This is a genomic window from Aquibacillus albus, assembly GCF_016908325.1.
In the GTDB taxonomy this organism is placed as follows: Bacteria; Bacillota; Bacilli; order Bacillales; family Amphibacillaceae; genus Aquibacillus_A; species Aquibacillus_A albus.
The window spans coordinates 13,280-38,652 of record NZ_JAFBDR010000032.1 but is presented as its reverse complement, the minus strand read 5'-3'; the positions used below and the strand labels follow the sequence as shown (position 1 = coordinate 38,652).

The 25,373-nt window shown below is 36.1% G+C and carries 23 protein-coding genes and 1 pseudogene; 3 read left to right on the top strand and 21 right to left on the bottom strand.

Annotated elements, in window-relative coordinates; translation table 11 throughout:
• The first annotated feature begins 465 nt into the window (after nucleotides 1–465).
• Entirely contained in the window at nucleotides 466–918 is a 453-nt protein-coding gene (locus tag JOC48_RS19400) for a BsuPI-related putative proteinase inhibitor (protein ID WP_204502064.1), read from the top strand.
• An 81-nt stretch (nucleotides 919–999) separates the two neighbouring features.
• On the opposite strand, the gene JOC48_RS19395 is transcribed toward JOC48_RS19400, so the two are convergent.
• Complete coding sequence (locus tag JOC48_RS19395) at nucleotides 1,000–1,962, bottom strand: hypothetical protein (protein WP_204502063.1); 963 nt, start codon at nucleotides 1,960–1,962, stop codon at nucleotides 1,000–1,002.
• Nucleotides 1,963–2,261: 299 nt separating this feature from the next.
• Between JOC48_RS19395 and JOC48_RS19390 the strand changes: the two genes are divergently transcribed.
• Nucleotides 2,262–3,725 (top strand): DUF5050 domain-containing protein, encoded by a 1,464-nt coding sequence (locus JOC48_RS19390; RefSeq protein WP_204502062.1) that lies wholly within the window; start codon nucleotides 2,262–2,264, stop codon nucleotides 3,723–3,725.
• Nucleotides 3,726–3,877: 152 nt separating this feature from the next.
• Here the strand turns inward: JOC48_RS19390 and JOC48_RS21410 are convergent, their stop codons facing one another.
• The 7 genes and pseudogenes from JOC48_RS21410 to JOC48_RS19360 form a co-directional block, all read right to left on the bottom strand.
• Nucleotides 3,878–4,414 carry a peptidoglycan-binding domain-containing protein gene (locus tag JOC48_RS21410; RefSeq protein ID WP_239584490.1) on the bottom strand — a complete coding sequence of 179 codons (537 nt, stop codon included), beginning with the start codon at nucleotides 4,412–4,414 and terminating at the stop codon, nucleotides 3,878–3,880.
• Nucleotides 4,409–4,921: pseudogene (locus JOC48_RS21405) on the bottom strand (peptidoglycan recognition protein family protein); the annotation flags it as partial. The pseudogene JOC48_RS21405 and the gene JOC48_RS21410, both read right to left, overlap by 6 nt.
• 531 nt (nucleotides 4,922–5,452) lie before the next feature.
• Entirely contained in the window at nucleotides 5,453–6,436 is a 984-nt protein-coding gene (locus JOC48_RS19380) for a ring-cleaving dioxygenase (RefSeq protein WP_204502060.1), read from the bottom strand.
• Nucleotides 6,437–6,626: 190 nt separating this feature from the next.
• On the bottom strand, nucleotides 6,627–6,893 hold the full coding sequence (locus tag JOC48_RS19375; protein ID WP_204502059.1) for a DUF6171 family protein: 267 nt from the start codon (nucleotides 6,891–6,893) through the stop codon (nucleotides 6,627–6,629).
• Nucleotides 6,894–7,020: 127 nt separating this feature from the next.
• Nucleotides 7,021–7,494, bottom strand: a complete 474-nt coding sequence (locus tag JOC48_RS19370; RefSeq protein ID WP_204502058.1) for a hypothetical protein — start codon at nucleotides 7,492–7,494, stop codon at nucleotides 7,021–7,023.
• Nucleotides 7,495–7,505: 11 nt separating this feature from the next.
• A complete protein-coding gene (locus JOC48_RS19365) occupies nucleotides 7,506–8,288 on the bottom strand; it encodes a hypothetical protein (protein WP_204502057.1) in 783 nt (260 codons plus the stop codon).
• Between the two features lie 98 nt (nucleotides 8,289–8,386).
• Nucleotides 8,387–8,671: a protein mistic gene (locus tag JOC48_RS19360; protein WP_204502056.1), complete on the bottom strand. Its 285-nt coding sequence runs from the start codon at nucleotides 8,669–8,671 to the stop codon at nucleotides 8,387–8,389.
• 218 nt (nucleotides 8,672–8,889) lie between these two features.
• On the opposite strand from JOC48_RS19360, the gene JOC48_RS19355 reads away from it, so the two are divergent.
• Entirely contained in the window at nucleotides 8,890–9,069 is a 180-nt protein-coding gene (locus JOC48_RS19355; RefSeq protein WP_204502055.1) for a small acid-soluble spore protein H, read from the top strand.
• Nucleotides 9,070–9,161: 92 nt separating this feature from the next.
• Here the strand turns inward: JOC48_RS19355 and JOC48_RS19350 are convergent, their stop codons facing one another.
• From JOC48_RS19350 to JOC48_RS19290, 13 genes are all read right to left on the bottom strand, one after another.
• Nucleotides 9,162–9,698: a DUF4269 domain-containing protein gene (locus JOC48_RS19350; RefSeq protein ID WP_204502054.1), complete on the bottom strand. Its 537-nt coding sequence runs from the start codon at nucleotides 9,696–9,698 to the stop codon at nucleotides 9,162–9,164.
• A gap of 1,011 nt (nucleotides 9,699–10,709) precedes the next feature.
• Nucleotides 10,710–12,179, bottom strand: a complete 1,470-nt coding sequence (locus JOC48_RS19345; protein ID WP_204502053.1) for an MFS transporter — start codon at nucleotides 12,177–12,179, stop codon at nucleotides 10,710–10,712.
• Between the two features lie 35 nt (nucleotides 12,180–12,214).
• Nucleotides 12,215–12,847 carry a cysteine hydrolase family protein gene (locus tag JOC48_RS19340; protein ID WP_420829234.1) on the bottom strand — a complete coding sequence of 211 codons (633 nt, stop codon included), beginning with the start codon at nucleotides 12,845–12,847 and terminating at the stop codon, nucleotides 12,215–12,217.
• A gap of 67 nt (nucleotides 12,848–12,914) precedes the next feature.
• Nucleotides 12,915–13,808: an ABC transporter permease gene (locus JOC48_RS19335; RefSeq protein WP_239584486.1), complete on the bottom strand. Its 894-nt coding sequence runs from the start codon at nucleotides 13,806–13,808 to the stop codon at nucleotides 12,915–12,917.
• Entirely contained in the window at nucleotides 13,795–14,565 is a 771-nt protein-coding gene (locus JOC48_RS19330) for an ABC transporter ATP-binding protein (RefSeq protein ID WP_204502051.1), read from the bottom strand. The genes JOC48_RS19335 and JOC48_RS19330 overlap by 14 nt, the downstream gene beginning before the upstream one ends.
• 59 nt (nucleotides 14,566–14,624) lie before the next feature.
• A complete protein-coding gene (locus JOC48_RS19325; protein ID WP_204502050.1) occupies nucleotides 14,625–15,746 on the bottom strand; it encodes an ABC transporter substrate-binding protein in 1,122 nt (373 codons plus the stop codon).
• A gap of 314 nt (nucleotides 15,747–16,060) precedes the next feature.
• Nucleotides 16,061–16,429, bottom strand: coding sequence for a Na-translocating system protein MpsC family protein (locus JOC48_RS19320; protein WP_204502049.1), 369 nt, complete (start codon nucleotides 16,427–16,429; stop codon nucleotides 16,061–16,063).
• Nucleotides 16,430–16,743: 314 nt separating this feature from the next.
• Nucleotides 16,744–17,637 (bottom strand): ABC transporter ATP-binding protein, encoded by an 894-nt coding sequence (locus tag JOC48_RS19315; RefSeq protein ID WP_204502048.1) that lies wholly within the window; start codon nucleotides 17,635–17,637, stop codon nucleotides 16,744–16,746.
• 1 nt (nucleotide 17,638) lies between these two features.
• Nucleotides 17,639–20,494 carry an FtsX-like permease family protein gene (locus JOC48_RS19310; RefSeq protein WP_204502047.1) on the bottom strand — a complete coding sequence of 952 codons (2,856 nt, stop codon included), beginning with the start codon at nucleotides 20,492–20,494 and terminating at the stop codon, nucleotides 17,639–17,641.
• Nucleotides 20,495–20,510: 16 nt separating this feature from the next.
• Nucleotides 20,511–21,542, bottom strand: a complete 1,032-nt coding sequence (locus tag JOC48_RS19305; RefSeq protein ID WP_204502046.1) for an efflux RND transporter periplasmic adaptor subunit — start codon at nucleotides 21,540–21,542, stop codon at nucleotides 20,511–20,513.
• Nucleotides 21,514–22,212, bottom strand: a complete 699-nt coding sequence (locus JOC48_RS19300) for an ABC transporter ATP-binding protein (protein ID WP_204502045.1) — start codon at nucleotides 22,210–22,212, stop codon at nucleotides 21,514–21,516. The genes JOC48_RS19305 and JOC48_RS19300 overlap by 29 nt, the downstream gene beginning before the upstream one ends.
• 344 nt (nucleotides 22,213–22,556) lie before the next feature.
• Nucleotides 22,557–23,330 carry a TerC family protein gene (locus tag JOC48_RS19295; RefSeq protein ID WP_204502044.1) on the bottom strand — a complete coding sequence of 258 codons (774 nt, stop codon included), beginning with the start codon at nucleotides 23,328–23,330 and terminating at the stop codon, nucleotides 22,557–22,559.
• A gap of 483 nt (nucleotides 23,331–23,813) precedes the next feature.
• Nucleotides 23,814–25,370: a response regulator gene (locus JOC48_RS19290; protein WP_204502043.1), complete on the bottom strand. Its 1,557-nt coding sequence runs from the start codon at nucleotides 25,368–25,370 to the stop codon at nucleotides 23,814–23,816.
• Nucleotides 25,371–25,373 lie beyond the last annotated feature (3 nt).

Below are 25,373 nucleotides of genomic sequence, written 5' to 3'. Positions count from 1 at the left end.
TTTTTGTGATTCCCCTCATTTTACCATTTTGTATGCTTTCAAGGTTATTATTTAGCTTCCTGTCGATATCGTAAAGAAAAAGCCATTTTTGGATTTTGAAAGTTTAATTTTAAGGAAACGCTATGAGGAAATACACATAAACTCCTCAGAATATATATACCAAAAAAGAAAAAAACCGCCACGATTGACGATCAGCTTGTTCAACTCTTGCTACCCTAATTTGATTTGCTGGATTCTCGTTACACTAATTACACTGAATTCTACGCCCCCTTGTCCTGTCTTCTAATTCGACGACACTTATACCTATTTTTTGGATTTTAACTGTATTCATATTTGACTGCATCCACATACTAAACACGATAATTTGAGTGCGCCAGGTGTTAATTTGTAACTAATTAAGAGGATTACGCGACTATATAAATGAAAAAATTAAATAATCATGTTTCCCAGAAGGAGGAAATAAAAATGATAAGAAAAGGCTTCATCGTATTGTTCAGTATCTTTAGTTTATTGTTGGTAGGATGTGGGGTAGGTAATGTAGACGCAAGCAAAAACAATAATCAAAACGACGAGAAAGTTGGTGAAATGGTGCCATCATTGGAAGAAACTTCTCCTCTTATCTTTTCTTATACTATTACTAATCAATCGAAAAATGAAGTAACATTAGAGTTTTCAAGCTCACAACGATTTGATTATGCCGTTTATAATGACAAAGGAGAACAGATTTATTTATTTTCTAGCTTAGCTTCTTTTCTACAGGTAGTAGGCGAAGAAAAAGTGAAGCCAGGAGAAAAACTTGAATATACAATAGATATAAATGAAATTGGTCTATCTCCAGGTAACTACACCCTTTCTGCTTGGATGACTCCAAAAACAGGGAAAAAATATGAAGTTTCTCAAGAATTTAACGTAGAATAGGCGGTCCATTGAATAGCATATTATGAAACATCAAAACAGATCCCTCTAAACTGAGGGATCTGTTTTTTTGCACTTAAAATATTATTGACCCATTGATGGGTTCATCATGGAATCTATCATCACTTCATTAAGCTGCTCTTCTAACTCCAGCTGAGTCATCGTGTTTTCACTGGTTGGCTTCAAATTAAAATCTATTGGTTCATTTATCTTTTTATACTCAGTAGACAAATCAACAGCAATCTCCATTTTTTCGTTCGATTCTTCAACATCCATTGCAACGGAAATATCTTCTTTTACAATCTTGCCACCGTCAATCGTTGCTTTCATGTTAAAATGTTGAAACGTAATTGCGTCTAGAATTGTTTCTACTTCTTTCTTATCTGTATCTGGTATCACTTCATCACTTTGTTCCATTGAAAACTCTAGAATAGATGCAATTATATTCTGAAGGTCTTCCCCTTCGAGTGATAATTCAATCGTATCATTATTTTCTATAAATGCGTCTTCTGTTAAATCTCGAATAGTGCCATTGATTTCCTCACGAAGTTGCTGCTCTATCTGCTGCTGATCCTCTGTATCAACTTCAGAACTAACATCTAGTTCGATATACTCTTTATCAAACGTAAAGTCCTGCGGAAGTGGTAAAACAGGAAACATCATCATTGCTTCTGATATTGTTTCTGTAGCAATATAAACCCTTTGATTTTCCATATTAAACTGCATAGGTAACTCTAAATGAAAAGAAATAGGCCCTTGATTCATCGCAACCTGAAAATCAATTTCACTAATTTCTTGTTCCATATCAACTTTAGTATCTAATGTTATTTCAGCATTATTTATCATATCTAAAATCATTTGTGTATCAGGCGTGTTGTTTGTACTGTCAGACGATAAATGAAGATCAATCGTTGATGTTGACTCATACGATGATGCATCCATTAACTCCGAGTAAGCTTCTGTGTAGGTTTCCTTTGCACTTTTCCCACAAGCAGAAAGTACAACAATAAGTATAGAAGTCATTAAAAAGTAAATAGACTTACGCATGATTATTCCCCCTAAAAAGTTTTCAACGTGACTAACGATAACACAATTAATGACGAGTTTTTATAAACAAATATTTCCAAACAGTTAGAGATTGTCTATTTCTCGGGAAATAATTGGCGCATATTGAACGCCTTACTTGCAACAATCACTTAAATAGTTGATAAAAAAGTAGTTTTTTCTTAATATTTCTATATCACATGGTAAATATATGTAGTTTGGGCGCTTGTCGCAACTATAATATTTTTCATGCTACTATAATGATATATTAATGATATATTCCATCATAGGAGGTAAAAAAGTTGAAAAAGGTACTAATTGCAGTTATTTCATCGCTAACCATATTCGTTGGTGCTAGTCATGCGCTTGCTAATACGAGCAGTTTTAATGATGTGACCAACTATGTTGAAGAGATAAACTATCTATCTAGCAATGATATTATCCAAGGCTATGGAGACGGAACATTCAAACCAACTGGTAATGTAAAAAGAATGCAAGCAGTTCAAATGATTTTGAATGCTTTAGATATCGAACCTGATGCAGATCAAGTAGAAGATCCTGGTTTCACAGATATTGGCCCAGGTGATTATGGTTATGAGTATGTAGCAAAAGCAGTAGAATTAGGTTTTATTGTTGGAAAAAATAATGGCTCTATTTTTGATCCATGGGCTCCACTTACAAGAGGACAAATGGCAGCAATTCTAGTTAATGCTTTTAATATGGAAGGATCTACATTGATCCAGTTTGAAGACATTCCAGCAGATCACTTGTCTTATGAGGTAATTAACACCTTAGCTGCTAATAAAATTACAACAGGTTATCCTGATGGAACCTTTAAACCAGGTGTGAAGCTTTCCAGGGAGCATTTCTCTGTCTTTCTTGCAAAAGTGTTAAATCCAGACCTTATCCCTCCAAATAAAGGGAATGAGTTTGGCAATATTTTAAATAGTGGAAACTTCACTTCTGAAAATGGTTGGACATACTATGGAGACCAAGGAATTTCTAAATGGAAGTCTGATGATGTAAATTCCGTCCCTGAAGAATTGTCCTCACATGAAGTCGATGACGTTTTTAATATGAATGTGGTGTATGACTGGATTTATTACATTAATGCATACGACCAATCCATTTATAAAATGACGATTAATGGAACAGAAAGAGAAAAAATCGTCAATGGCCCTGCAATATGGCTTTCAGTCGTAGATGATACGATGGTCTATACTAAGGAAAATAAAGTGTACACAGCAAATACGGATGGATTAGAAGAAAAAGAATTAGCTAGTGGTACAGTAGCTCATTTGTATAATGATGAAGTATTGTATATGAACGAAAATGCTGAACTGCATAAAGTGAAATTAGATGGGACAGAAAAACAAAAAATAGCAGATAAAGTCCGTGAATTTGATATTTCTGGTACATCGGTTTATTTCATAAATAATGAAGACAATCAATTATATAAAGTAAACCTCGATGGAACAAACTTAGAAACCGTTACGAACCATCCGATTGTTTCCTTTAAAGTAAAAAATGATTGGATTTACTATACGGAACCAGAAGAATGGCATTTATATAAAATGCAAAAAGATGGATCATCAGTTACCCAGCTTTCTGATTATCCTGTAGCTGGCGGATTAATGACATTAGAAAATCAACTAGCTGTGAGTGTTTATACACAGGAATATGAATATTATTGGTTTGTACTTGATCAAGACGGAAACGTTCAGTACCACGTTGGACCAAACCTAATACCTGAAGAATTGCGTTAACATTTGTACTTTTAAAGAGGCTTTCCCAAAAGCAAAGGGACAGCCTCTTTTTCATTTTTTAAAAGTAATCCTTTCCCCTCTAAAACTCAATCATTCCTTATGCTTAAAATGGAAAGAGTGAGCTATAATGGTCCATAGCTCACCCCTTACCATTATGCAAGATCGTCTAATTCCATCCGTAGGAATCTTCGTGTTTCTGGTCCATAGATTCCATCATTTTCTAAGTCCCGATGCATCGATTGGAACCTCCTCACTGCATCCTCCGTATTCGGTCCATAAATTCCATCAATCCCTTGAGGATCAAAGTTGACCTGTTTCAGTGCCCGTTGCAGTTGTTTCACAGCCTCTCCTTCATCACCTTGGCGTAAAATTCCTGAAGGTAAGGAAAAATTTTCCGTTGTTTGACCCTCATCAAGCACTTCATTTAACTTTTCGAGTGTTATTGGTCCGACTAATCCGTCCACAGTCAAACCGTGTGCTCGTTGAAATTGCATGACAGCTCCTTCTGTTTCTTCCCCAAATGTCCCGTCTGCACCATAACGTGGTAACGAAAAACCAGCACGAATCAGATCCTGTTGAATCTCGCGAACAAATGGACCTTCATCGCCTATGCTTAATGGCAACTCAACTGACTCACCCAATACATCTGATTCTCCGGTCTCCTCTGCGCTAAATTCTGCGTCATACATTTGCTTAACATCGTTAATGAACTGATCCCAAGAGACTCCATTTCGATGCAAAGCATTTTGTGGGTCTGTACGACGCGAAGGATCTAATGTGCTATGCGCGACAATATCCGTACCCGCTTCAAGATTAAATCGATCTAATAAATAAGCATGATACCAAACATAACGATCATAAGCCTCTGAAAAATTGATACTTCCACCAAAAGCAAGTTCTACACCTATCGCCGCATTGTTTGCATTGGCTCCAAAACGACGATTATCCTCTGGAACATTGGAACGAACATGATATGCCTTTTCGTCTAACGGAATAATTTCAAGTATATACTGATCGTCGATAAACGTATGAGACGATGCACTAGGTTGCGTGTTAGCGAAATAATTTCGATTTGCATAAGCAGTTGAACCCGGGTTCCCAGTATCGTGACTAACGATAAATTTCACTTCATCCAGTTTCTCACCTGGGCGGGAATTTCCAACTTCAATATAATCCCTTGTGATTTCGTACTTCATTCCAAAAAACCTCCGAAAAAAATTAAATTTGTGATTCATCCATAGATTATTCAGAATGAAGCAAAGCGAAATGAAAAATAGCCCAAATCACTTGGATTTGAGCCTTTTCTACTAAAAATTTGTTCCTAAAAAAATGTTTTAACAACCTCTTGCTTCCCCTCACACTCCAGGCACTCATACTCAATTTCTAATGCGCTTTCTCGTATAACATGTAGTGTGCGTTTTTGACATTGTTTACAAAAATTTTTTTGCTTGACTTCCCTCATAAAATCACCACTATTCCAATAATTATATTGTTAACCTTGTTTTAACCAATTTAGCGATTTTCATTCAAAATAAAAGGTTTATACAATTAACCCAACCGCTCTACACCTGTTATAGCAACTGTGTTTGCTAACTGTAAAACACCAAAAGACACTAACCAATATCGATTAGTGCCTTATCTAACGTATAGTGCGTGTTTAAAAAAGTGGACCAAAAGTGCAACGAAGAAGTTCAAGGTGATTTTTCCCGGATTTTATGAACATCCTCTTATAGATATTCTTTTTCAAATTCCTTTGTACTACGAACAGTGTCTATTGGACGTACGGCTTTTTCAATTTGTTCTCTTTTGGGTTCTAAGAATGGAGGTAATGATAACTTTTCGCCAAGGGTTTCATAGGGTTCATCTCCCATAAATCCTGGCCCATCTGTTGCAAATTCAAATAAAATTTGCGGTGCCACCCTTGTGTATAGAGATTCAAAAAAGTGGCGGTTAACATAACCTGAAGTTTGAAATCCAAATTTAGGCATTCGCTTAATCCACTCATCTAATTCCGCACGGTCATCAACACGAAAAGCGACATGATGAACAGTTCCATAGCCCTGTTGAGCCGAAGGAAGAATGACGTTATCTTCTACAATCACCTGTGCACCATTCCCTCCTTCTCCAACCTCAAACAAGTGGATAGAGCCATCTTTGTCAATTTCTTTAAAGAGAAGAACTTTTTCCATCACATCTTTAAAATATTCAAAATGTGAAGTACGAATAAAAATGGGCCCTAAACCTGTGATGGCATACTCCAGTGGAACTGGCCCGTTTTGCCAAGGTGTCCCTGAAACTACTCCTTCATTTTGTTGATCAGAAATTAACTGATATTGCTGCTCATCAAAATCAACGAAAGATAGTGTCTTCTTACCAAACTGTTCCTCTATCCCCTTATGCTTTACGTCATACTTATCAAACCGTTTTACCCAATAATCTAATGCGGCGTCGTCAGGTACACGAAAAGATGTTTTTGAGATTTCATTTGTACCATGCACACCTTTTGGAATATTTGGAAAATCAAAAAAGGTCATATCAGTTCCTGCACTACCCTTATCATCAGCAAAAAATAAATGATAGGTTTGAATATCATCCTGATTAACCGTTTTTTTAACTAAACGCATACCTAGCACATACGTGAAAAATTCGTAGTTTTTCTCTGCACTACTTGTGATCGCAGTAACGTGATGTAATCCTTTTATTCCGTTCATCTTATCTCCTCCAACTGAGATTTTAATCTATTTTATAGGTTGCCCATTTACCTCGTACTATAATATCAATTATCAACCCATATTATCTCAAATTCAAGATAATTATATCATAGAGAAAGTTTTTCTTTCCATTATAAAAGCGAACCTGAATATCAAGTTCGCTCTTCCTCTATTAAATAATTCTCTATATTTAACTTGGTTGAAGCTTTTTCCATTTTGGACCTTTTGGATGAGGGCACTCCTTATAAGCCAGCTTTGCTCTATATTTTACGAAGCAACCACAATGACTACAAGTTGTATCATACACAAGTGACGGACACTCAACACAATGCTCTAGTCTTTCATTATACACATTGTCATCAACTACATCGATTTCTAGCATTAGTTGTTCTTCTACTAATTTATCAACTTCTTTATTGGACATTCTAACTGAAGCAGCGCATCCCTTACAGCTCATGTTTTCCCCTCATTTCCACAATACTATCCAGATTACGTGCAAAAAGAAAACGTTCTCTTTCTAGGATAACATATATAATGGTCGATGATTAGAAAAATATTTTTATCTATTACAGGTTTTTATTTCATTAATCAACAGTCTTAACATCAAGAATCCCTACCCCTAGTGCACGGTGTTTAAATAGGATATCTCTTACCTTTTCTATTTGTTTTTCCGTACATCTTATCGTTATAAAGACTTCCGTGCTACGTCCGCTAGTCCATTTCTTTTTTTTCGATTGCTTCCTGATAAAGATTATTTTAATGATAATACCAAGACCTATTCCTGCAACTAAACCAATTAATCCCCAAATAATTGGCCCCCAGTCTAATATAAAACCGTAAATAGAACCTAACAACATAAAAATACAGCCTATAATTAATCCCAGATCCATCAAACTAACCCCATCGGAATGGTGGGTTGTATCAAATAATTGAGGCTTTTCCTCATTTTCATCTAGTGGGATTGCGACAATATGATGTTTTTCTACACCCATCCCCTCAAGCTTCTTCAAGCATAGTTCTAATTCTGTGGAATATTCAAAAGAAGCAACAACATCCATATTATATCTCCTTATTTCTGATAGAAGTGACAAAGCTGATTTGATTGATATTCATTTTTCAAATACCTTGATTGGGACATATCAAACAGCTTATTGTTTTCAACTGAAAATGCATATGTATTGTATAAGGTAAAAGCATAAATTGATGGGATATATAAAATCCATTGCGGATCTAATAACTTCTTTACTTCTTCAAAATTGCCAATCATCGTTAAATACAATCCTTCAGGGAACCGAGAAAAATAGAGGATAACAATCCACCAAACAATATTAAATAAAAAAGTACAAATTCTTTGAAGATAAATATACCCCAAGCTGGGCAGTAAAAACGACCAGACCATCGCAATCCATGGCTTCTTCTTTTCTAGAACATTTATTTCAAATACGGAAAACTGTGTTGGTGCAATGTTTTCTACTTCTTTATAGGCCAATTGATATACTTTATTATTGTCAATGGTTCTACGATAACTGTCCCAAACAGAAAATACATATACAACAATATAAAGAAAAAACCATTGGACATTGATGACTTGCTTTGCTTGTTCAAAATCTCCTAGCATCGAAAAGAAAATAGATAAGTTAATCTTACTCATTGTATTAAACATATACTCGAAGCTCATTAAAATAAATCCCCATAAATAGCTATTGACTATAAAGTGACCAAATCCAGGAAACGCTAATGACCACCATGCAACCATCCATGGAGATCTAAAATGCAATTGATTACTAGTGATTGCAGTTGTTTTTTGCAATATATGCCTTTTATTCTGAAAGTAGGGATTTTGTTTATTCATCGTTTCACCTTTTGATTTGAGGCATTTAAATGATTAATTGAATATTTCTTCCTACCATGATTTACAGAAAATTACATTTTTATGCGTAGGTGAAACGATTATTCATTTTTTTCTTCATTTTCTCCATTGTTTTCTTCATCACTTTCTTCTTCATCTAAGGAAACGCCTTCTAAGTCAAGCCAAGAAAGCATTTCATGGACAACGGTGTTTATTTTTTCGTTAACCATATCATCTCCATATTTCTTCTTCGCTCGTTCAATATTGTCCAACACATCCTGACTAAACCGGATAATTGGTTCATCATTCTCCAGATTATTAAAAAGGTCAATGATTTCATCTAATGCTTTATCAAACCGTTTACTTTCTAATTCGGTAGCCTTCATTTTTCATCACCCATTCTTAGAATGTCCAAAAGAGGTATTAATAAAAGATTATTAACTGAACGTTTAAGATTCTGCAGTACCGAGAAAAAGTGAGTGGAACGGAACGAAGGTATTGTGGCAACTCTTTTTAAAAAGCGAATGTAAAAACACAAGTATAAATGGAGCTATCCAAACAAATAGTAAAACTGTGAAAATAATGTGTAAGGAGGTGGCTTTAAATGGATGCAAAGCGAGCACAAGAAATTGCTTCTTCTCCAGTGATGTCTAACGTGATCTGTAATGGGGAAAAGATTTACATTGAACATGTCGACCAAAGTAATGGGGTAGCAACAATTCATTCCCTAAATAACCCACAAAACAAGCAAAGCGTTTCTGTAAATAATTTAATGGAACAATAACAATATTCACTTTGGCCTATTATGATAAACCACTACTTTTGAAGCAGTGGTTTATCATTGTTTACTTAGGTTGAAACACACCACCTTTTGTTCTAATTATAGAAGAATCCTTTTTCTTTCCCATACTCTATCAGTTGTAAGTATGGATCACCCGTCAACCCCAACACCTCACAAAAAGCTGGTTCTGTTTTAAGCCCCTCTTGTTTTAATCGAATTACTTGTTCTCTTACATGTGGAAATTCTTCCATGATAGCATGTTCGATAACCATATGGATATAGGCATATTGCTGTTTCACAGGCTGGGGTTGACCAAATAACTCAAATTCAAATCCTTTGTAGAAAAAGTTCGTTTTCACAACAGATAAATCTCTTATGAAAAAATTTTTAAAACGAAATCCTCGTTTATCTCCATATAGTGCAACTAACTTTTTCTCGAATTGGGTACCATCATAAACTTCAAAAATTATATCGAGGTCTGATTCTTCTGTGTCAACACCAATAGGTACCGTACCACAAAGGGTTGGATGGTATTCTAACAAGTCATCGATAATTCCTAACTCTCGTATGACCGAATAGGCTTTTTGTTGTTTTTCATTCCCTGTTTTCAGGTATGTAATCGTATCAAACATGATTTAAGACTCCTTTTAATTAGAAAAGTCTAGTATATTCATTCCAGGCTTTAACACTCAGCTAATCGTTTATATAATTGTTTAAGCAAGCGTAATTATCTACTCCGGGGAATTGATCTCTCCAATGATTGAATATCCTCTTCCATACCCATGATTTTCTGCTCAAGCAATTCTAATTCCCACCATCTAACTACACTCAGTTTATCAATAAGCATCAACTAAACGATGAAACTATTACAAACTTTCCTCATTAAAAAGCACCTATTCAATAAGTGCTTTTTTAATACATAATTGACCTATAATGTGCAATAACTGCTATGTTGATTTCCACTACGGGCAGTCGCTTTCCGCGGGCAACATCTCAGCCTCCTACTGATTAAATGTCTGCTTTTCGTTTAGTTTCTGCTCTTTTTCCTTGATGAATTACACGAATGTCTGCTTTTCGTTTAGTTTCTACTCATTTTCATTGATGAATTACACGAATGTTAGCTTTTCGTTTAGTTTCTGCCCATTTTCATTGATGAATTACACGAATGTTAGCTTTTCGTTTAGTTTCTGCTCTTTTTTCTTGATGAATTACACGAATATTAGCTTTTCGTTTAGTTTCTACTCATTTTCATTGATGAATTACACGAATCTCTGCTTTTCGTTTAGTTTCTACTCATTTTCATTGATGAATTACACGAATATTAGCTTTTCGTTTAGTTTCTGCCCATTTTCATTGATGAATTACACGAATGTCTGCTTTTCGTTTAGTTTCTGCCCATTTTCATTGATGAATTACACGAATGTCTGCTTTTCGTTTAGTTTCTGCTCTTTTTTCTTGATGAATTACACGAATATATAAATCCACTATACATCGTAGGAAATAAACGTAGACTACCCGAAAATAAAGTCAATTTTCTTCGTGTGATGGTAACGATGCCGAAGCGATTGTATGGCACTCGATTGAAAAGAACTGGAAGAAAGTAAATCCATGTAATAGTTATTGCGCATTATTTAGAAAACAGTCTAATCAAAAGATATTTCTTTTTTCTTAGACATTTTTCTATGTTTTATAATAAGATAACCTGTAGCAACAATCGTCAGGATTGCTACAAGTAAGAAAAAGCTACGAAAACCCAGCATGACATTTCCTATATTTGTTTCATCCTTTGCCAGCATCCATTCTGTAATCGAACCATCAACAAATAGATTCATAAAAGTAACACCAATTGCAGTACCAAGGATCATGCCAAAGTTTCTTAATAAAGCAATCGTACTAGTCATAAATCCTAAATATTGAATCGGAATATAACCTATCATCAAATTATAATTAGGTGAAGTCAATATTCCCATTGCAAAGCCTAATGAGCATAGTAGAAATATAACAAAAAGTAATGGTGTAGTATTTGATAAAAGAGTTAACCCTAACAAAGAAGCAATCATCGTACTAAGGCCGATTAAAACGACAATATAGCTGCCAAAGCGATCAGAAAAAGTACCACTAATTGGACCAATAACTGCTAGTAATAATGGATAACTCATTAGCAACAGACCTGATAAAGATGGTGAAATTTCTAAGATTCCTCTTAAGTAAAAGGGAATAACAACCATGGCTGAAAAAGTTGCCATATAGCTAATAACGATAATAAAGCTCCCTGCTCCTACCATTGGTGGAGCTAATACCTTCAAGTTAATGAAAGGTTCCTTTTTCTTCGTAACCCATCTAAAAAAAACAACAAAGCTCGCAGCTGCAATAAAGCAAATAAGCCATAAATGGGAATTAACTTCACCTTCTCCAATTTGATTCAATACAAAAATGCTTAACGTTAAGGCAATACCGAATAGAGCCGCACCAATATAATCAAAAGAACCGCCCTTTTGTGCTGGTTTATCTTTTGGAATAAAACGGGTCGCTAGTACAATCGAGACAATCACAATAGGTAATTGAATCCAAAACAAGAGTTGCCAAGAAAACCAGTTAATAAGCAAACCGCCCACAGATGGACCTAGCAAAGCTCCAACCCCAACAGCTGTCCCTATAATTCCTAATGCTTTCCCTCTCTTTTCATCTGGATAGCTTTCCGTAATAATAGCCATATTCGCCGCTTGCAGCATAGCTGCCCCAGCTCCCTGAATCACTCGAGCAGCCAGTAAGAACCCAAGTGAAAAAGAAAGTGCAGATAAAAGAATTCCAGTACCAAAAACGTAATAACCCATGTTATGTATTCGCCTTTTGCCATATTGGTCGGATAGCTTCCCCATAATGGGCAAACAAAGCATAACCATTAATAGATAACCCGTAACAATCCATTGGGTTAATCCGAGTTCAGCCTGAAAGTATAGCGATAAATCAGGCAAGGCAATGTTAACTAGCCCTGCCGAAAAGTGAGATAAAAATGTTCCAGGACAAACAGACAATAAGATAAGGATAGGTGACACTAATTTTTGTTTAGATTGCGTGTTCACATATACTTGACTTGCTTCAGCCTTTCTCATTTACAGACACCTGCTTTATATACTGTGCTAAGAAGTTATGAAGTTTTTTCTAGTGCGTGCCAGCTTTCAATCACATCCTTTGATTCACAAACGGAACCAAAGTATTGATCAATATTTTTTAACGTCATCTCATAAGCCTCTTTAGAGTATGCAGCGGTACAATCAGATAACAAAACGATATCATAGTCAAGCATAAATCCATCACGAGCGGTTGATTCCACACAAACGTTTGTGCTAACACCAGTCACAATTAATGATTTTATATTTAAGCTTCGTAATACTGAATCAAGCCTCGTATTGATAAATGCGCTATACCGGTGTTTAATTACAATAATATCCTCCTTTTTCGGCTTTATTTTATAGAATTCAGCACCCCATGTATCTTTCCGACATATCCCTTCCTGGTTGGCATCCCTTAATCGATTTGCCCACGTTACAGAATCTGTGCTTGGTTCATGAATCGTTTGGATAAAAATAATTGGTACCTCATTTTCTCTTGCTTGAGCAACTGTTTCTGCTAATGGAGCAATCATCTCATCAACCATGCTAATGTCTAATCCCTGTTTTCCCAAATTGCCTTTTGAATCGCAATAGTCATTTTGTACATCTACAATGACTAATGCCGTATGTGTTGGGTCTACCTGTTTATAATTTAACAATCTGAACACCATCCCTTTTGATTTTGCTGTAAGGGGAGTCCTAATCTCCCCTGGCTATATATCTTAAGAACACCCATCAATCAAATTGATACTGTTTTTTCAAAAATTTTCCGATAAGGTTCACCATTCCATATAGAATTGCTGATAAAACTGCCAACAGAACGATACTTGTCATAACTAAGTCCATTTGGAACACTTGGCCGCCATAGATAATTAAATATCCTAACCCTGCCTTCGAGGATAAAAATTCACCCATAATTACACCCACTAGTGTTAAACCAACATTTACTTTCATTGTCGCTACAAAGTTCGGGATACTAGCAGGCAATAAAACCATTTTAAGCATTTGCCAACGGGTTGCTCCTAGTGATTCCATAAGCTTCATTTTGGACTTCGTTATCTCTTTGAACCCGGATTCTATCATGATGATTGTTACAATGATAGAAATGGCAATAGCCATACCGTAAATGGATAAGCGATCTCCTAGCCAGATATAAAAAATAGGGCCAAGTGCTACTTTCGGCAATGCATTAAGGACTACTACATAAGGTTCCATTACATTAGACCAAAAAGACGACCACCAAAATCCAATTGCAATGATAATACCTAGCGTCATGGATAGCACGAAGCCAATAACTGTTTCTAAACTCGTTATCCATAAGTGTTGGAAAATTGTTCCTGTTGTAACCATTTCAACAAAGGAGGACACAATTTGCGAAGGCCTGCTTGTTAACATGGGATCAGCCCATTGAAAAACGGCCGATAACTCCCATAAGACTAATACTCCTACCAACACTAATAATCGGGTCAATTGAATTTTTAAATTTTTATTTCTTTGTCTTTTTAAAAAATCCAAATATTTATTACTATAGGAGGGCGTTTGATGTTTTTCTTGTTCATTGGATTGTTTTACAGCTTCTGTAGCCATCTGACTCGAAAAATTATTAACTTCTCTATTAGGCATGGACATGTTCCTCTAACTCCTTCCATATCTCGTTAAAATAATCATTATATTCTGGAGCTTGTCTTGTATAGAATGGAGAAGGACGACCACCAGCAAAAGAGATTTTGTAATCCCTTTTTACAAAACTTGGCCGCTTAGACATGACAATCACCCGATCAGCCATCGCGATAGCTTCTGATATATCATGTGTAACTAGTACTACTGTTTTCTTTTGTTCACGCAGAATAGTGGAGATTTCATCAGATAAAGTCAATCTTGTTTGATAATCTAGAGCGGAAAAGGGTTCATCGAGTAGTAGTATCTCCGGCTGAATTACCAACGTCCGAATCAAAGCCACACGTTGCCTCATTCCTCCAGAGAGCTGTTTTGGACTATGATGAGCAAAGTCTCCCATACCGTATCGATTTAATAAATCTAATGCTCTCTCTTTTGCTTCTTTCCTATTTATTCCACGAATTTCTGCACCAACTAAAAGATTGTTCAAGACGTTTCTCCATTCAAATAAATGATCATTCTGCAGCATATATCCGATACGATCAGAAGTCTCCTTTAATTTTTCTCCAAATAAAGTCACTTCTCCCTCTGTCGGCTTGATAACACCGGAAACGAGGGAAAGCAACGTGCTTTTCCCACATCCGCTCGGTCCAACTATACTGATAAATTCACCCTCATCGACAGAAAGGTTTACGTTCCGAAGAGCCTCTGTTTCTTCATTAATGGTAAAGTAGCGCAGGCATACATCATTTAGTTCGATTTGAGCCATTAGTAAATCTCCCCTTTTTTAGACTTTGCCACCGACTTTTGAACAATCACTTATCCGTTTTATTCTTTTACTTCCTCAGCGAAAGCCGGTTCCACAGCTTCTTCATAAGGAACACGTTCATCTTCTCCAACAAGGTCAAATTCCACTAGTGTGTTTTCCAATATTTCATATTGATCAGTAGTCATCACCGGATTTAAAGGCCAAGTATCTTGATTCATGTATCGTTCAACAGACATGGTAAGCAACTCCTTGTCCGTACCTTCAAAGTATGGCGCAATAACCTCTGCTACTTCTTCCGGGTAGTGCTCCTCGACCCATAACCTAGCTTTATACACTGCATTTGTCCATCTTTGAATGACATTCGGATTTTCAGCAATGTATTCATCTGATGCAATGAACGAAGTATACGGAAATTCACCGATTGCTTCACCGACAGATGCTGCATAATAAGCATTTCCGGATGAAATCAGCTGGGATGCTACTGGTTCAAATACTTGAATGTAATCACCTTGTCCATTCTGGAATGCACCCGCTAACGCCGGAGCACCGATATTTGTCACTACTTCTGTATCTAGTCCTTTTTCCTCAATCAGTGTAGCCATGACCATTTGTGGCGCACTGCCAGGTCTCCAACCGAGAACAGTTTTTCCATTCAACTGTGACCAATCAAAGTTATCCATTTCATCTCTCGAAAGTAGGAAGGATCCATCTGTTCTTGTCAATTGATAAAATACTTTTACCTTTTTTGAACCTTCCTCTTTATTAACGAATATGGTTGTTTCAGGACCAACCAATGCAACATCTGCTGTGTCCGATAAGATTGCTGCTGCCCCTTTATCGGAGCCTTGTGAAGTAACCATATCTAGAATGATTCCTTCCTCTTCAAAATATCCTAATCCCATTGCTACATAACTCGGTGCATAAAAAATCGATCGGAGTACCTCAGAGTAACGGACCGTTACCTCTTCGACTACTTCTTTTCCTTCATTTGTTGTCGTTGAAGATTGATCTGCTGTCTCTTCATTAGCAGAACTTGAGGATTGATCCGTTTCCTCATCTTGAGCAGCAGCGGCTTCATTTGCACTTGAATCTTGTGAGTTACTATTGCAACCTGCCAAAAATACCGCAAATACAATAAAACAAACAACAAACAGCTTATTAAATTTTTTGAATGAATTCATGATTATCCCCCTTGTTATTTTATAATTAATCTTTTACGTTCAAAATACTGCTTGTCTCTCTATTCTCCTTGTAATCAGGAACTAGATACTGCTGTAGCCTTTCTTGTCCATTATTTTGCAGTTAGAAATCACGAACTTCCCCTTCCATTCTGAGAAGATTCATTTCAACTTGTCATTCTTCCTCCTCCTTTCCAAGGATATATAAAAAAGACCGCATATCATGGATACCTCAGGATTAAAACCATAACCTGATGTGTATTCATGATAAGCGGTCTTTAAGCCTAACTCATATTGGCTTACCTACCTGCTAATCATTAATCACTATACCTCTCTTTAAGAGGTTCCTTAAAGTATATGACCGTTACCGCTTTTTGCGAATAAGGATCATAATCCTTAAGAATTGTTTCAATTGGAATACCAATCAATTTAAACAACTCGTCAGCGAGCTTATCGATAGTTACTTCCATTAAACTTCTATCAACCAATCTTGTTAACTCTCTTTTGCTCGTATCTAACGATTTAAGAGCAGGTATTCGTTTATGATTCACAAAGATTAAAACCTTGTCACCAAGAATTTCAATCCTATGTGAACTAATACCTATACTAAATACCTCTTGGTTAATAGAGTTATAAACCCGAATAATCTCTTGCTTCAGAGCTGTCAACGATAGTGTTTCTTCCATAGACACTCCTTCATTGGCATTATATTTTTAGTTTGAATTATTCTTCGACTAATAGATTCATTGATTTGTGTATATGCAATAAACGTTATCTACTTACAAAACTAATTACTGTATTTAAATCTTCTTTTCTTATCTAATATTCTATTTAATTATCTCATTACAGTCAAGAGATGTTGTTATATTATCTAACAACATTTATTATAAAATCATTTCATCCAACTACATTCCACTGATTTTCTAACATATAACCAATAAAATTACGTATCGAGTTAAAAAACATGACTTGAAATGTAATGTATTTAAAAATTAGCCCTTCAAGTTACTTTTTGTATCTCTTTTGGATTTAGTAGCACAATCCTTCCATCCTGTAATTCTATTTGTACCTTATTGTTTTCCGGTTCAAATCCAACCGCTTCTAAATAATCTCGTGGAATTTGTAAGCGTCCTGCTTGGTCCAGAACAGCAAGCTCAACATGTGAATGCTCCTGCTCATACTCTGAATCATCAATGATTGCTTCATCAAAATATTTACGGCTTAATATCTCACTAGAAGTTCTACCATCACGAATCGCAACTACCCGGTCCATTTTTTGTGTAAGCTGCATATCATGGGTAACGATAACAATCGTAACACCAAGCTCCCGATTAAGCTTACGGAACAGGTCAAGAATAATATCTGCTGTCTTTGTATCAACATTCCCTGTAGGCTCATCCGCTAACAAAAGCTGTGGTTTATTAGCCAAGGCAATCGCGATTGCAACCCGTTGCTGCTCTCCTCCTGACAGTTCACTTAAACGATTATTTAATCGATTGCCTAGTCCAACAAGCTCTAATAGCTCTGTAGCCCATTCTTTTTTTCGTTTTCCCTTTAATAACATTGGCAATTCAACATTTTGTCTTGCTGTTAAATAAGGAATGAGATTACGCGCATTGTTTTGCCATACAAACCCAACTGTCTCTAATTTATATTGAACAAGTGCTTTATCCGACATTTGCAATAAATTTTTACCATCTATTATTAATTTTCCTGCTGATGGACGATCCAATCCTCCCAACATGTTTAGTAGTGTTGATTTCCCGCTACCACTACTTCCAATAATTCCCATCAACTCCCCTTTATCAACGGTTAAATCGAGTCCCTGTAATGCCATAACTTCTAACTCATCAGCAACTTTATAAATTTTCACTAGGTTCTGGCATTCTATCATGTTAATCCTCTCCTAACTTAATAGCCTGGTGAACACGGATTCGTTTTAGCAAAATCAGTAGGATCGTTAAACCAATGGTTAGCATGAACAAAATAAAGAAATAGATTTTCATTTCATCACTCGCATCAAAAATAACCTGGAATGGTGGCACTTGTTCCTTTGGATCAAACGACAGCTGAAATAATGGAACAAACAATTGACTAGTGACACCACCAATAATAATTCCTAATAAACAGGTCAGTCCTGATGTAAATAACTGTTCCCACGTAAGTATTCCGACTAATTGCTTCAGTGATATGCCCATTGCACGATAGATACCATACTGGAGAACACGAGACTTTAACGTTAGTATCCAATACAACAAAAAGCCTATAAACGTAATCAATATAGAAATAAGAAATCCTAACGTTAATGTACCATTCAATCCCAATAAAAACGCACTATTTTTCAGATCAACAATATCCGGATAAACATCATTCATCTTTACCACCGGAATTCGATGGCTTCTAATTTCTTGATAAAGATTTTCTCTCAAAACACCATCATCCACGTTTAACCAAACATCATACGGCTCAAGTCCCATCATATTTTGTACATAAGGTAAATTAGCAACAATTAAAGTTGATGTTTCTTCTTCCTCCTCTTCCCTATTTGGGTGAAAGGACGGCCAATAGTCAATAATTCCATAGACAATAAATTCCGCTTGCTCGGAAGAATCCCACCGCATCGACAGATAATCGCCTTCACTAACTCCTAGCTTAGAAGCGATAGATTCAGAGATCAAAACAGCACTCGGTTCAGCAGCTAACAGGTTTAAATATTCAAACCAGTGATGTGGCAATAACTGCGGCTTAAACCAGGCAGTTTCACCAAAGGCCTTTGGTTCGATTCCCATTAAATCAGCGGAATACGCACTCTTCCCTTTTGCTTCAGCAATAACGTTATCATGCTGAAAAACTTTTGTTGCTCGCTCCACTCCTGTTAGATTAACAAATGGATCAAAAGGAGGTTCTGCATAGGACACAGACGTTTGTGTTTCTCCTATTGCTGATTCTGCTGCTTGCCCCTGGTTCTGTCCTGCCGGTGTACTCGGAGTAAACGAAGATGCTTCACTTTCCCAGCGAACTTCTAGCGTAATATCCGCTCCATTTTCATAGTAAAGCTGTTCTTCTAGATTCGTGTTAATCGTTCTTGCTGCACTGGCACTAAACACACCAACAGAAATAGTCATCACAAGAAACAGCATGAAAAATTGATACTGCCTGGAAGACCTGCTAACCTGAACCAATGTACTGTACAGGGACAATGACCAATATTTCCGGCCAAGTAAGTAGATTGCTTTCATCAGCCATGGGTATATTCGCAAACAAAGTAATCCTAACCCAATAATAAATAATGCTGGAACGAAAAACAAAAAAGGATCAACGGAAAACATGCCACCTGATACGTTAAGTAACTCTTCCTGGCGTGTTTGGTATCGCCACCATCCATACCAAGCAAGAGCTAACAAAACAAAGTCCAGAAAAAACTTATGCCAAACGGCTGTTCCAACTAACCTCGCCGACTGCTGCTTACGATTTACAATGCTTTGACTTGTCGCTTGAATCACTGGAATCATAACCATAAAAATGGAAGCAATTACAGCCCATAAGGCATACATATAAGACCCATTGATTAATTGTACGTCTAGGGAGGAACGTTGAACAAAGTCTAAAAATCCGTTTGCAGCACCAAGCACTTTGACTAGCATCAACCCAAGATAAGGACCGATGATTAATGCTATTACACCAAGTAAACTTACTTCTACTAAATAAATCATGAGAATCTGAGAGCGCTTTGCCCCTCTACTTCTTAAAACAGCAATCTCATTTAATTGGCGATCAACAATTAATCTCGATACCATAAACAAGTAAATCGCAAGCATGATTAATATCGGAATATTAAGTGACCAAAGCATCGTAGTTAACTGTTCACTTTGGCGATGAAAGTTTAGTAGTATCCGATCCATTGGGAAGTTTACATACATGATAGCATCATCCGTATGCTCATCCGTAAACGCACGCACTCGATCTTCAAGGCTTCTTATTTGGCTACTATTCTCAACGGTAATCTGTTGATAATCAAAAGCAGTAGAAAACCTTACGTTAGCGAGTAAGTGATCACCCTCTTGAAGGAAATTTTCTCGAAACAACTCATCCGGCACTAAAAAATCTTGATTATACCGAGAAACAGATCCCATCCAATAAGGATCTCTTTCATCCTTTGCTTGGAAAACTCCAACTGGTTTTATTAAAATTTCCGTATTACCCCTGCTTGCTAAAAAGATGGTATCCAATACCATATCACGATCCGCCAAACCTTTTTCTGTCACTAATACCTCATAAACATCATCCTCAGGCTCCGCGCTAGGAAACCTTCCGTCCACTATCGTTACATGTTTTTGTAAATCGTTTAATGCTGTCACTCTGCCATAGTCAGACGTATCTGGATTTATTTCCTTCTTCTCATTCGTTCGCGAAACGAGCATCGGGTCTGTCGTTAAAATCGTTACGTCTGCAAGAATTGGTACTTCCACTTCATCCATCATGGAATGATCGTATGCTTCTACTTTTTCAAAGACATCCAAAATGTTGCTTTTATCGTCACTCGGAAAAGACAATGAATAAGTAAACGTACCAGGAAATTCCTCATGATCAATTTGGTGTTGCTCTAGCTCCTTTATCAATAATTTATGTAGGATACTTGAAGTATAGGTTGGAATACTCGAAACAAGGGAAACGGTAATGACCAAGCCCAGAAACAAGCTACCAACGAGCCAACGATTGTTGAGCATTTTTCGTAAAATAAGTAACAACATAGCTTTCCCGATCCCCCTACTTTAAAATAACTTGATCTCCTTCTTCTAATCCCTTTAGTACCTCGATTTCTGTTGAAGTCACAATCCCTTTTTCAACATCGACTTCTCGCTTGGATTCGTCTGTTAATACTTGGACATACTCCCGACCAAAAGATGTACGTAACGCGCCTCTTGGAATAGTAAGCGCATTTTCTTTTTCCTGTAACACAACTACAATATTTGCAACATCCCCAGCTTCCACATTTTCAGGAATTTCATCAACTCGAACAAGAATACTTCGTTGATAAATATCATTTTTTTCAATCACTTCCATAGGAACATCACTTGGTGTTTGAACTACTTCACCTTGTAAATCCTGCCCGGATAAATCAATAGATACTGGCATTCCCACATTCACTTCCTTCAAGTCTTGTGGACTCGTAGCCGTGTAAATGATTTGAAGATTTTGTGGATCTGCAACCTGAATTAAATCTTCATATGCCTCTATGGTGTCACCAGCTTCTTTATCTGTTACAAACGTAACAAACCCATTTACAGGAGAAATAATTTTAGCATTCCTTTGTTCTTCCTTCATTTGGTTTAAACGAAGCTCTACGGATTGGATATCAAGCTTAGCAATTTCAATCGCGTATGAATCTGCTTCTTGTTCTTGAAGCTGTGCTAAATGCAATTTTGCTTTCTCTAAATCAATTTCTGCTTGACTAATGGAAAAAGATAAGTTACCTGTATCGATTTCAGCTAACACCTGACCTTGTTCAACCTGATCTCCAGCATTAACATGGATCGCTTCCAGTCTTCCACCAGATTCAGTAAAAAATAAATTTTCTTGATCAGAAGGAACCAGATTTCCTACCCCATCCACTTCCTTTACAATTGTTTTTATAGTCGCTTCCTCTGTTTCATATTCAATTTCAGTTGGTTCAACGAGCGGTGGAGCTAACGTTTCTTCCTCCTTTGGTAATAACGAGCATGCCGCTAAAGAAGATAGCGCCATACAAAGAAACACGATAAAACTTCCTTTAGTTAACACGAATCGTATTTTTTTCATCAACAATCTCCCCATCCTCCAAAGCATAAACATGATCAACCAGCTCCATTATCGCCGGATCATGTGTTGTCATGATAATCGTTGTTTGTTTTGTTTGCACAAGCTCTCGAAAAATCCTCATAATATGAAAGGCTGTTTTTGTATCTAATTCCCCAGTAGGTTCATCAGCTAAAATAAGCTTTGGTCGTGTTGCAATAGCACGTGCAATGGCACATCTTTGTTGTTCCCCACCAGATAATTCATAAGGACGATGCTTGGCGCGTTTCGTTAATTGAACCAAATCAATTGCATTACTGACACGTTTTTCCCATTCTGTTCTTTCTACCCCAGCAATTCTTAATCCCATTTCAATATTCTCTTCAACAGTCATTAACGGAACCAATCCAAAAGATTGAAACACAAATCCAATCTTATCTCTCCGAAGTTGAACACGATCCCTTTCGGAGAGGTTGCTAATGTTTAGGTCGTCCATGATAACGCTTCCATTTGTAGGCCTATCTAAAGCTCCTATTATATTTAATAATGTTGTTTTTCCTGAGCCAGATCTACCCTTTAATGTGACTAACTGGTGCTTTTGAACGGACAAATGAATACTTTTTAATGCTTTTACAGCCTGTTTTCCATGTCCATAAACTCTTTCTACATTTTCTGCTTGAACAATATTTTCCAATTAAAATCCCCCTTCCCCAAATCACCAACTATCCTTTTAAACCGATATAATGCCCATAACATCCCAACTTAATATTTCAGTTGAGTTGGGATTAACACGACGAAACTCATAAGTACATGACGCCAGGACATCTGTTAGATTGATAGTGGAGAAAAATCACCATTAGTTTCCATTTTTTTCATTACTATAAAGATACCGCTTTCAAGCAATATGGTCAATTTATTTGTCAGATAAAAGCAACGTGAATCAAATTCTTTCTACTATTTAGCAAAACGAAAACAAAACAAAAGTATGGAAAAAAGGCTTGAAGGGATTCCTTCAAGCCTTTTTTTAATAACGAAAATTTATACTGTTTGATGTTCTTCTTTTTTATCCTTTGACAGAAACCATCCACCAAGTGCAATTAAAATAAGAACAACATAGAACGTAATCTTCCATTCTGGTGATTTTGCAAACCCATAAGGTAAAATTCCTAGCTCCGGATGTGATAACGTATAAACGGTTAATTTTACACCAACCCAGCCAACAATTAGAAAAGCCGCTACTTCTAAACCAGGTCTTGAATGCAACAATTTAACAAAAACATTAGCTGCAAAACGCATGATTATTAAACCAATCAAACCACCCGCAAATATTACCATGAACTTTCCTCCGTCAAGGCCTCCAATTTGCGGAAGGTTTGTATTCGGAAGTGTAACCGCAAGTGCAACTGCTGCTAAAATGGAATCAACAGCAAAAGCAATATCAGCAAGCTCTACCTTAAATACTGTGCCCCAAAATCCTGCTTTCTTTTTTTCTTTTTCTTCCTTTTCTTTGTTTGTACCTTTATTCACAACAAATTTTCGAATCATATGATTAACAGCAATAAATAACAGATAAGCAGCACCGATTGCTTGCACCTGCCATACATCTACTAAAAACGAAATCACGAATAAAGAAGCGAATCGAAAAATAAATGCACCTGTTAGACCGTAGAATAATGCTTTCTTTCTTTGTTCTTCCGGAAGGTGCTTTACCATAATTGCTAATACTAATGCGTTATCGGCAGCTAAAAGTCCCTCAAGTGCAATTAATAGTAATAGTACCCATGTGTATTCGAATAATATTGAAAAGTCCAATTTATATAAATCCTCCCTAATTTCATGTCTTTTTTATCGTAAAAATCCGCATTTAAAACAAAAACCTAAAAAAGTATTCCTTGTTATCCTTTCCGTTTCAATTGAAACCATGTGAAAAATAGTGAAATCATCCTGTTAAACTGAAACATGATATCAATAAAATCAATTGATACCTATCAACCCATTGTCACTCCCCCCAATTATTCGAGTTGTTCAAAAAGGAAAATAAAAAAGCCTTTACCAATGATTGGTAAAGGCTTTTTAACATAAAAAGACCCTTACCCTTAGGTAAAGGTCTTGCTAACAACAAACATGTTGCCAACAAAGCCGAGAGTACTATACTCCGAAATGACGACTTTGTTGTAAAAGCTACTCCCCTTTAGGAGAACGATTCAACTATTTGATTTAATAATATATAAACTTGATGCATCTGTCAATCATTATTTTTATTAAGATTCATGCGAAATTAGTAATTAAAACCAATTAGCTAACGATAGCTTTATACTCTGTCGGAGTAAAACCTGTATATTTTTTAAAAACCTGACCAAAATAACGCGGGTTACTACCATAGCCTACTTCTTTAGCAACCTCCGTAATCGTTATTTCATCCGTGTATTCGATTATTTCAATTGCTTTTCTCATTCTCAGCTTTAATACATAATTAGAGAAATTTTCTCCAGTTTCTTTCTTAAAAACTTTTCCTAAGTAATCTGAATTCATATATAATACTTCCGTCGCGATTTTGGAAATAGATAGTGACTCTTCATGCAAATTAACTTTTGCATATTCTTTCATTTCACGAACTAAAGTATGTCTTGTTTGCTTTTTATTATCATAATGTTCCTCTGTAACATCAAGAAATACTTTGACTAAAAAAGATTCTATCTGATCAAGTGTATTAAAATCTTGAAAATAGGCAGCTTCTGATAACAGATCGTTCATGGCATCTTTTTTAGTATATCTAGCTAACGACATAAATAATCGAATACAATGAGTTCTTACCATATTCACATCATACTTCGTGTCTTTTACCTTATCGAAAAATTCGTCAAGATAGCGACGAACCTCCTCCATGTTTCCGCTTCTAACGTAAAAAAGTAACTCTTCATGATCAAACTGTAAATCTGATGCTTGATCCTCTTCCGAATAAAAGTCATCTGGAGTAATTATCTTCCCACTTCCGAGATAAAAAATCTTATTTAAATAGTGTAAGGTTTCGTTATAGAGCTTATGCAAATCCTCAATTCGTCCCAAACTACTTATAGCAGCTGTAAAAGATAACCTATTCGAAGCTTTACACTTTTCTTGAATCGTTTTCAATATTTCTATTTGCTTTAAATTCTTACTACTCTCAATTAAAATTACGATACGATCGGATAAGATTGTGGAAAGAACATGTATCTCCAACCCTGCCAACTCTTTGGTAATCCTATCTTTTAAGAAAAATAATTGCTGAAGTTGATTACTATCATCAAGCGTCACAACAATTAGTTGATACTTTTTAGTCCTAGGAGGGAGGTCGAACACTTGTTGATAATGATTCCATTCCAACATTCCATATTTATTGGTTGCCACAAACTCCCGTAATAATTGTTCTCTTGCTTTAGGAATGGTTTGCGATAAATTGTTATTCAGTTCCTCTAAAAAATGTTTCTTTTCTTTAAGTTCTGTTATTTCCTGAACAACGTTTTTTAAAGCATTCTGAATCTTTTTTTCATTACTAGGTTTTAATAAATAATGTTTCACACCATACTCCATTGCAGTTTGTGCAAATTCAAATTCATCATAACCTGAAAGTACAATAAATTTAACATCAGGAAAGAGATAATGAACATTTTCGATTAACTTAATCCCATTCATCCCAGGCATTTTTATATCCGTAATAACAATATCTGGAGGATTCCTTTTTATTAATTCAAATGCCATTTGCCCGTTTGTCGCTTTATATTTTAAACAAGTGCCACAACTTTCCCAATCCACGAGCTTTGCGATGGTTTCTAATAAATTAATTTCATCATCAACAAACATTACCTTATACATCTA

What these genes read in the sequence shown, in the direction of transcription:
- JOC48_RS19400 (WP_204502064.1), top strand. Translation starts at nt 466, where the DNA reads ATGATAAGAAAAGGCTTCATCGTATTGTTCAGTATCTTTAGTTTATTG.
- JOC48_RS19325 (WP_204502050.1), bottom strand. Translation starts at nt 15,746, where the DNA reads ATGAATTCATTCAAAAAATTTAATAAGCTGTTTGTTGTTTGTTTTATT.
- JOC48_RS21410 (WP_239584490.1), bottom strand. Translation starts at nt 4,414, where the DNA reads ATGTATGACGCAGAATTTAGCGCAGAGGAGACCGGAGAATCAGATGTA.
- JOC48_RS19395 (WP_204502063.1), bottom strand. Translation starts at nt 1,962, where the DNA reads ATGCGTAAGTCTATTTACTTTTTAATGACTTCTATACTTATTGTTGTA.
- JOC48_RS19330 (WP_204502051.1), bottom strand. Translation starts at nt 14,565, where the DNA reads ATGGCTCAAATCGAACTAAATGATGTATGCCTGCGCTACTTTACCATT.
- JOC48_RS19320 (WP_204502049.1), bottom strand. Translation starts at nt 16,429, where the DNA reads ATGGAAGAAACACTATCGTTGACAGCTCTGAAGCAAGAGATTATTCGG.
- JOC48_RS19305 (WP_204502046.1), bottom strand. Translation starts at nt 21,542, where the DNA reads ATGAAAAAAATACGATTCGTGTTAACTAAAGGAAGTTTTATCGTGTTT.
- JOC48_RS19370 (WP_204502058.1), bottom strand. Translation starts at nt 7,494, where the DNA reads ATGGATGTTGTTGCTTCTTTTGAATATTCCACAGAATTAGAACTATGC.
- JOC48_RS19310 (WP_204502047.1), bottom strand. Translation starts at nt 20,494, where the DNA reads ATGTTGTTACTTATTTTACGAAAAATGCTCAACAATCGTTGGCTCGTT.
- JOC48_RS19375 (WP_204502059.1), bottom strand. Translation starts at nt 6,893, where the DNA reads ATGAGCTGTAAGGGATGCGCTGCTTCAGTTAGAATGTCCAATAAAGAA.
- JOC48_RS19315 (WP_204502048.1), bottom strand. Translation starts at nt 17,637, where the DNA reads ATGATAGAATGCCAGAACCTAGTGAAAATTTATAAAGTTGCTGATGAG.
- JOC48_RS19355 (WP_204502055.1), top strand. Translation starts at nt 8,890, where the DNA reads ATGGATGCAAAGCGAGCACAAGAAATTGCTTCTTCTCCAGTGATGTCT.
- JOC48_RS19345 (WP_204502053.1), bottom strand. Translation starts at nt 12,179, where the DNA reads ATGAGAAAGGCTGAAGCAAGTCAAGTATATGTGAACACGCAATCTAAA.
- JOC48_RS19380 (WP_204502060.1), bottom strand. Translation starts at nt 6,436, where the DNA reads ATGAACGGAATAAAAGGATTACATCACGTTACTGCGATCACAAGTAGT.
- JOC48_RS19350 (WP_204502054.1), bottom strand. Translation starts at nt 9,698, where the DNA reads ATGTTTGATACGATTACATACCTGAAAACAGGGAATGAAAAACAACAA.
- JOC48_RS19335 (WP_239584486.1), bottom strand. Translation starts at nt 13,808, where the DNA reads ATGTCCATGCCTAATAGAGAAGTTAATAATTTTTCGAGTCAGATGGCT.
- JOC48_RS19360 (WP_204502056.1), bottom strand. Translation starts at nt 8,671, where the DNA reads ATGAAGGCTACCGAATTAGAAAGTAAACGGTTTGATAAAGCATTAGAT.
- JOC48_RS19290 (WP_204502043.1), bottom strand. Translation starts at nt 25,370, where the DNA reads ATGTATAAGGTAATGTTTGTTGATGATGAAATTAATTTATTAGAAACC.
- JOC48_RS19365 (WP_204502057.1), bottom strand. Translation starts at nt 8,288, where the DNA reads ATGAATAAACAAAATCCCTACTTTCAGAATAAAAGGCATATATTGCAA.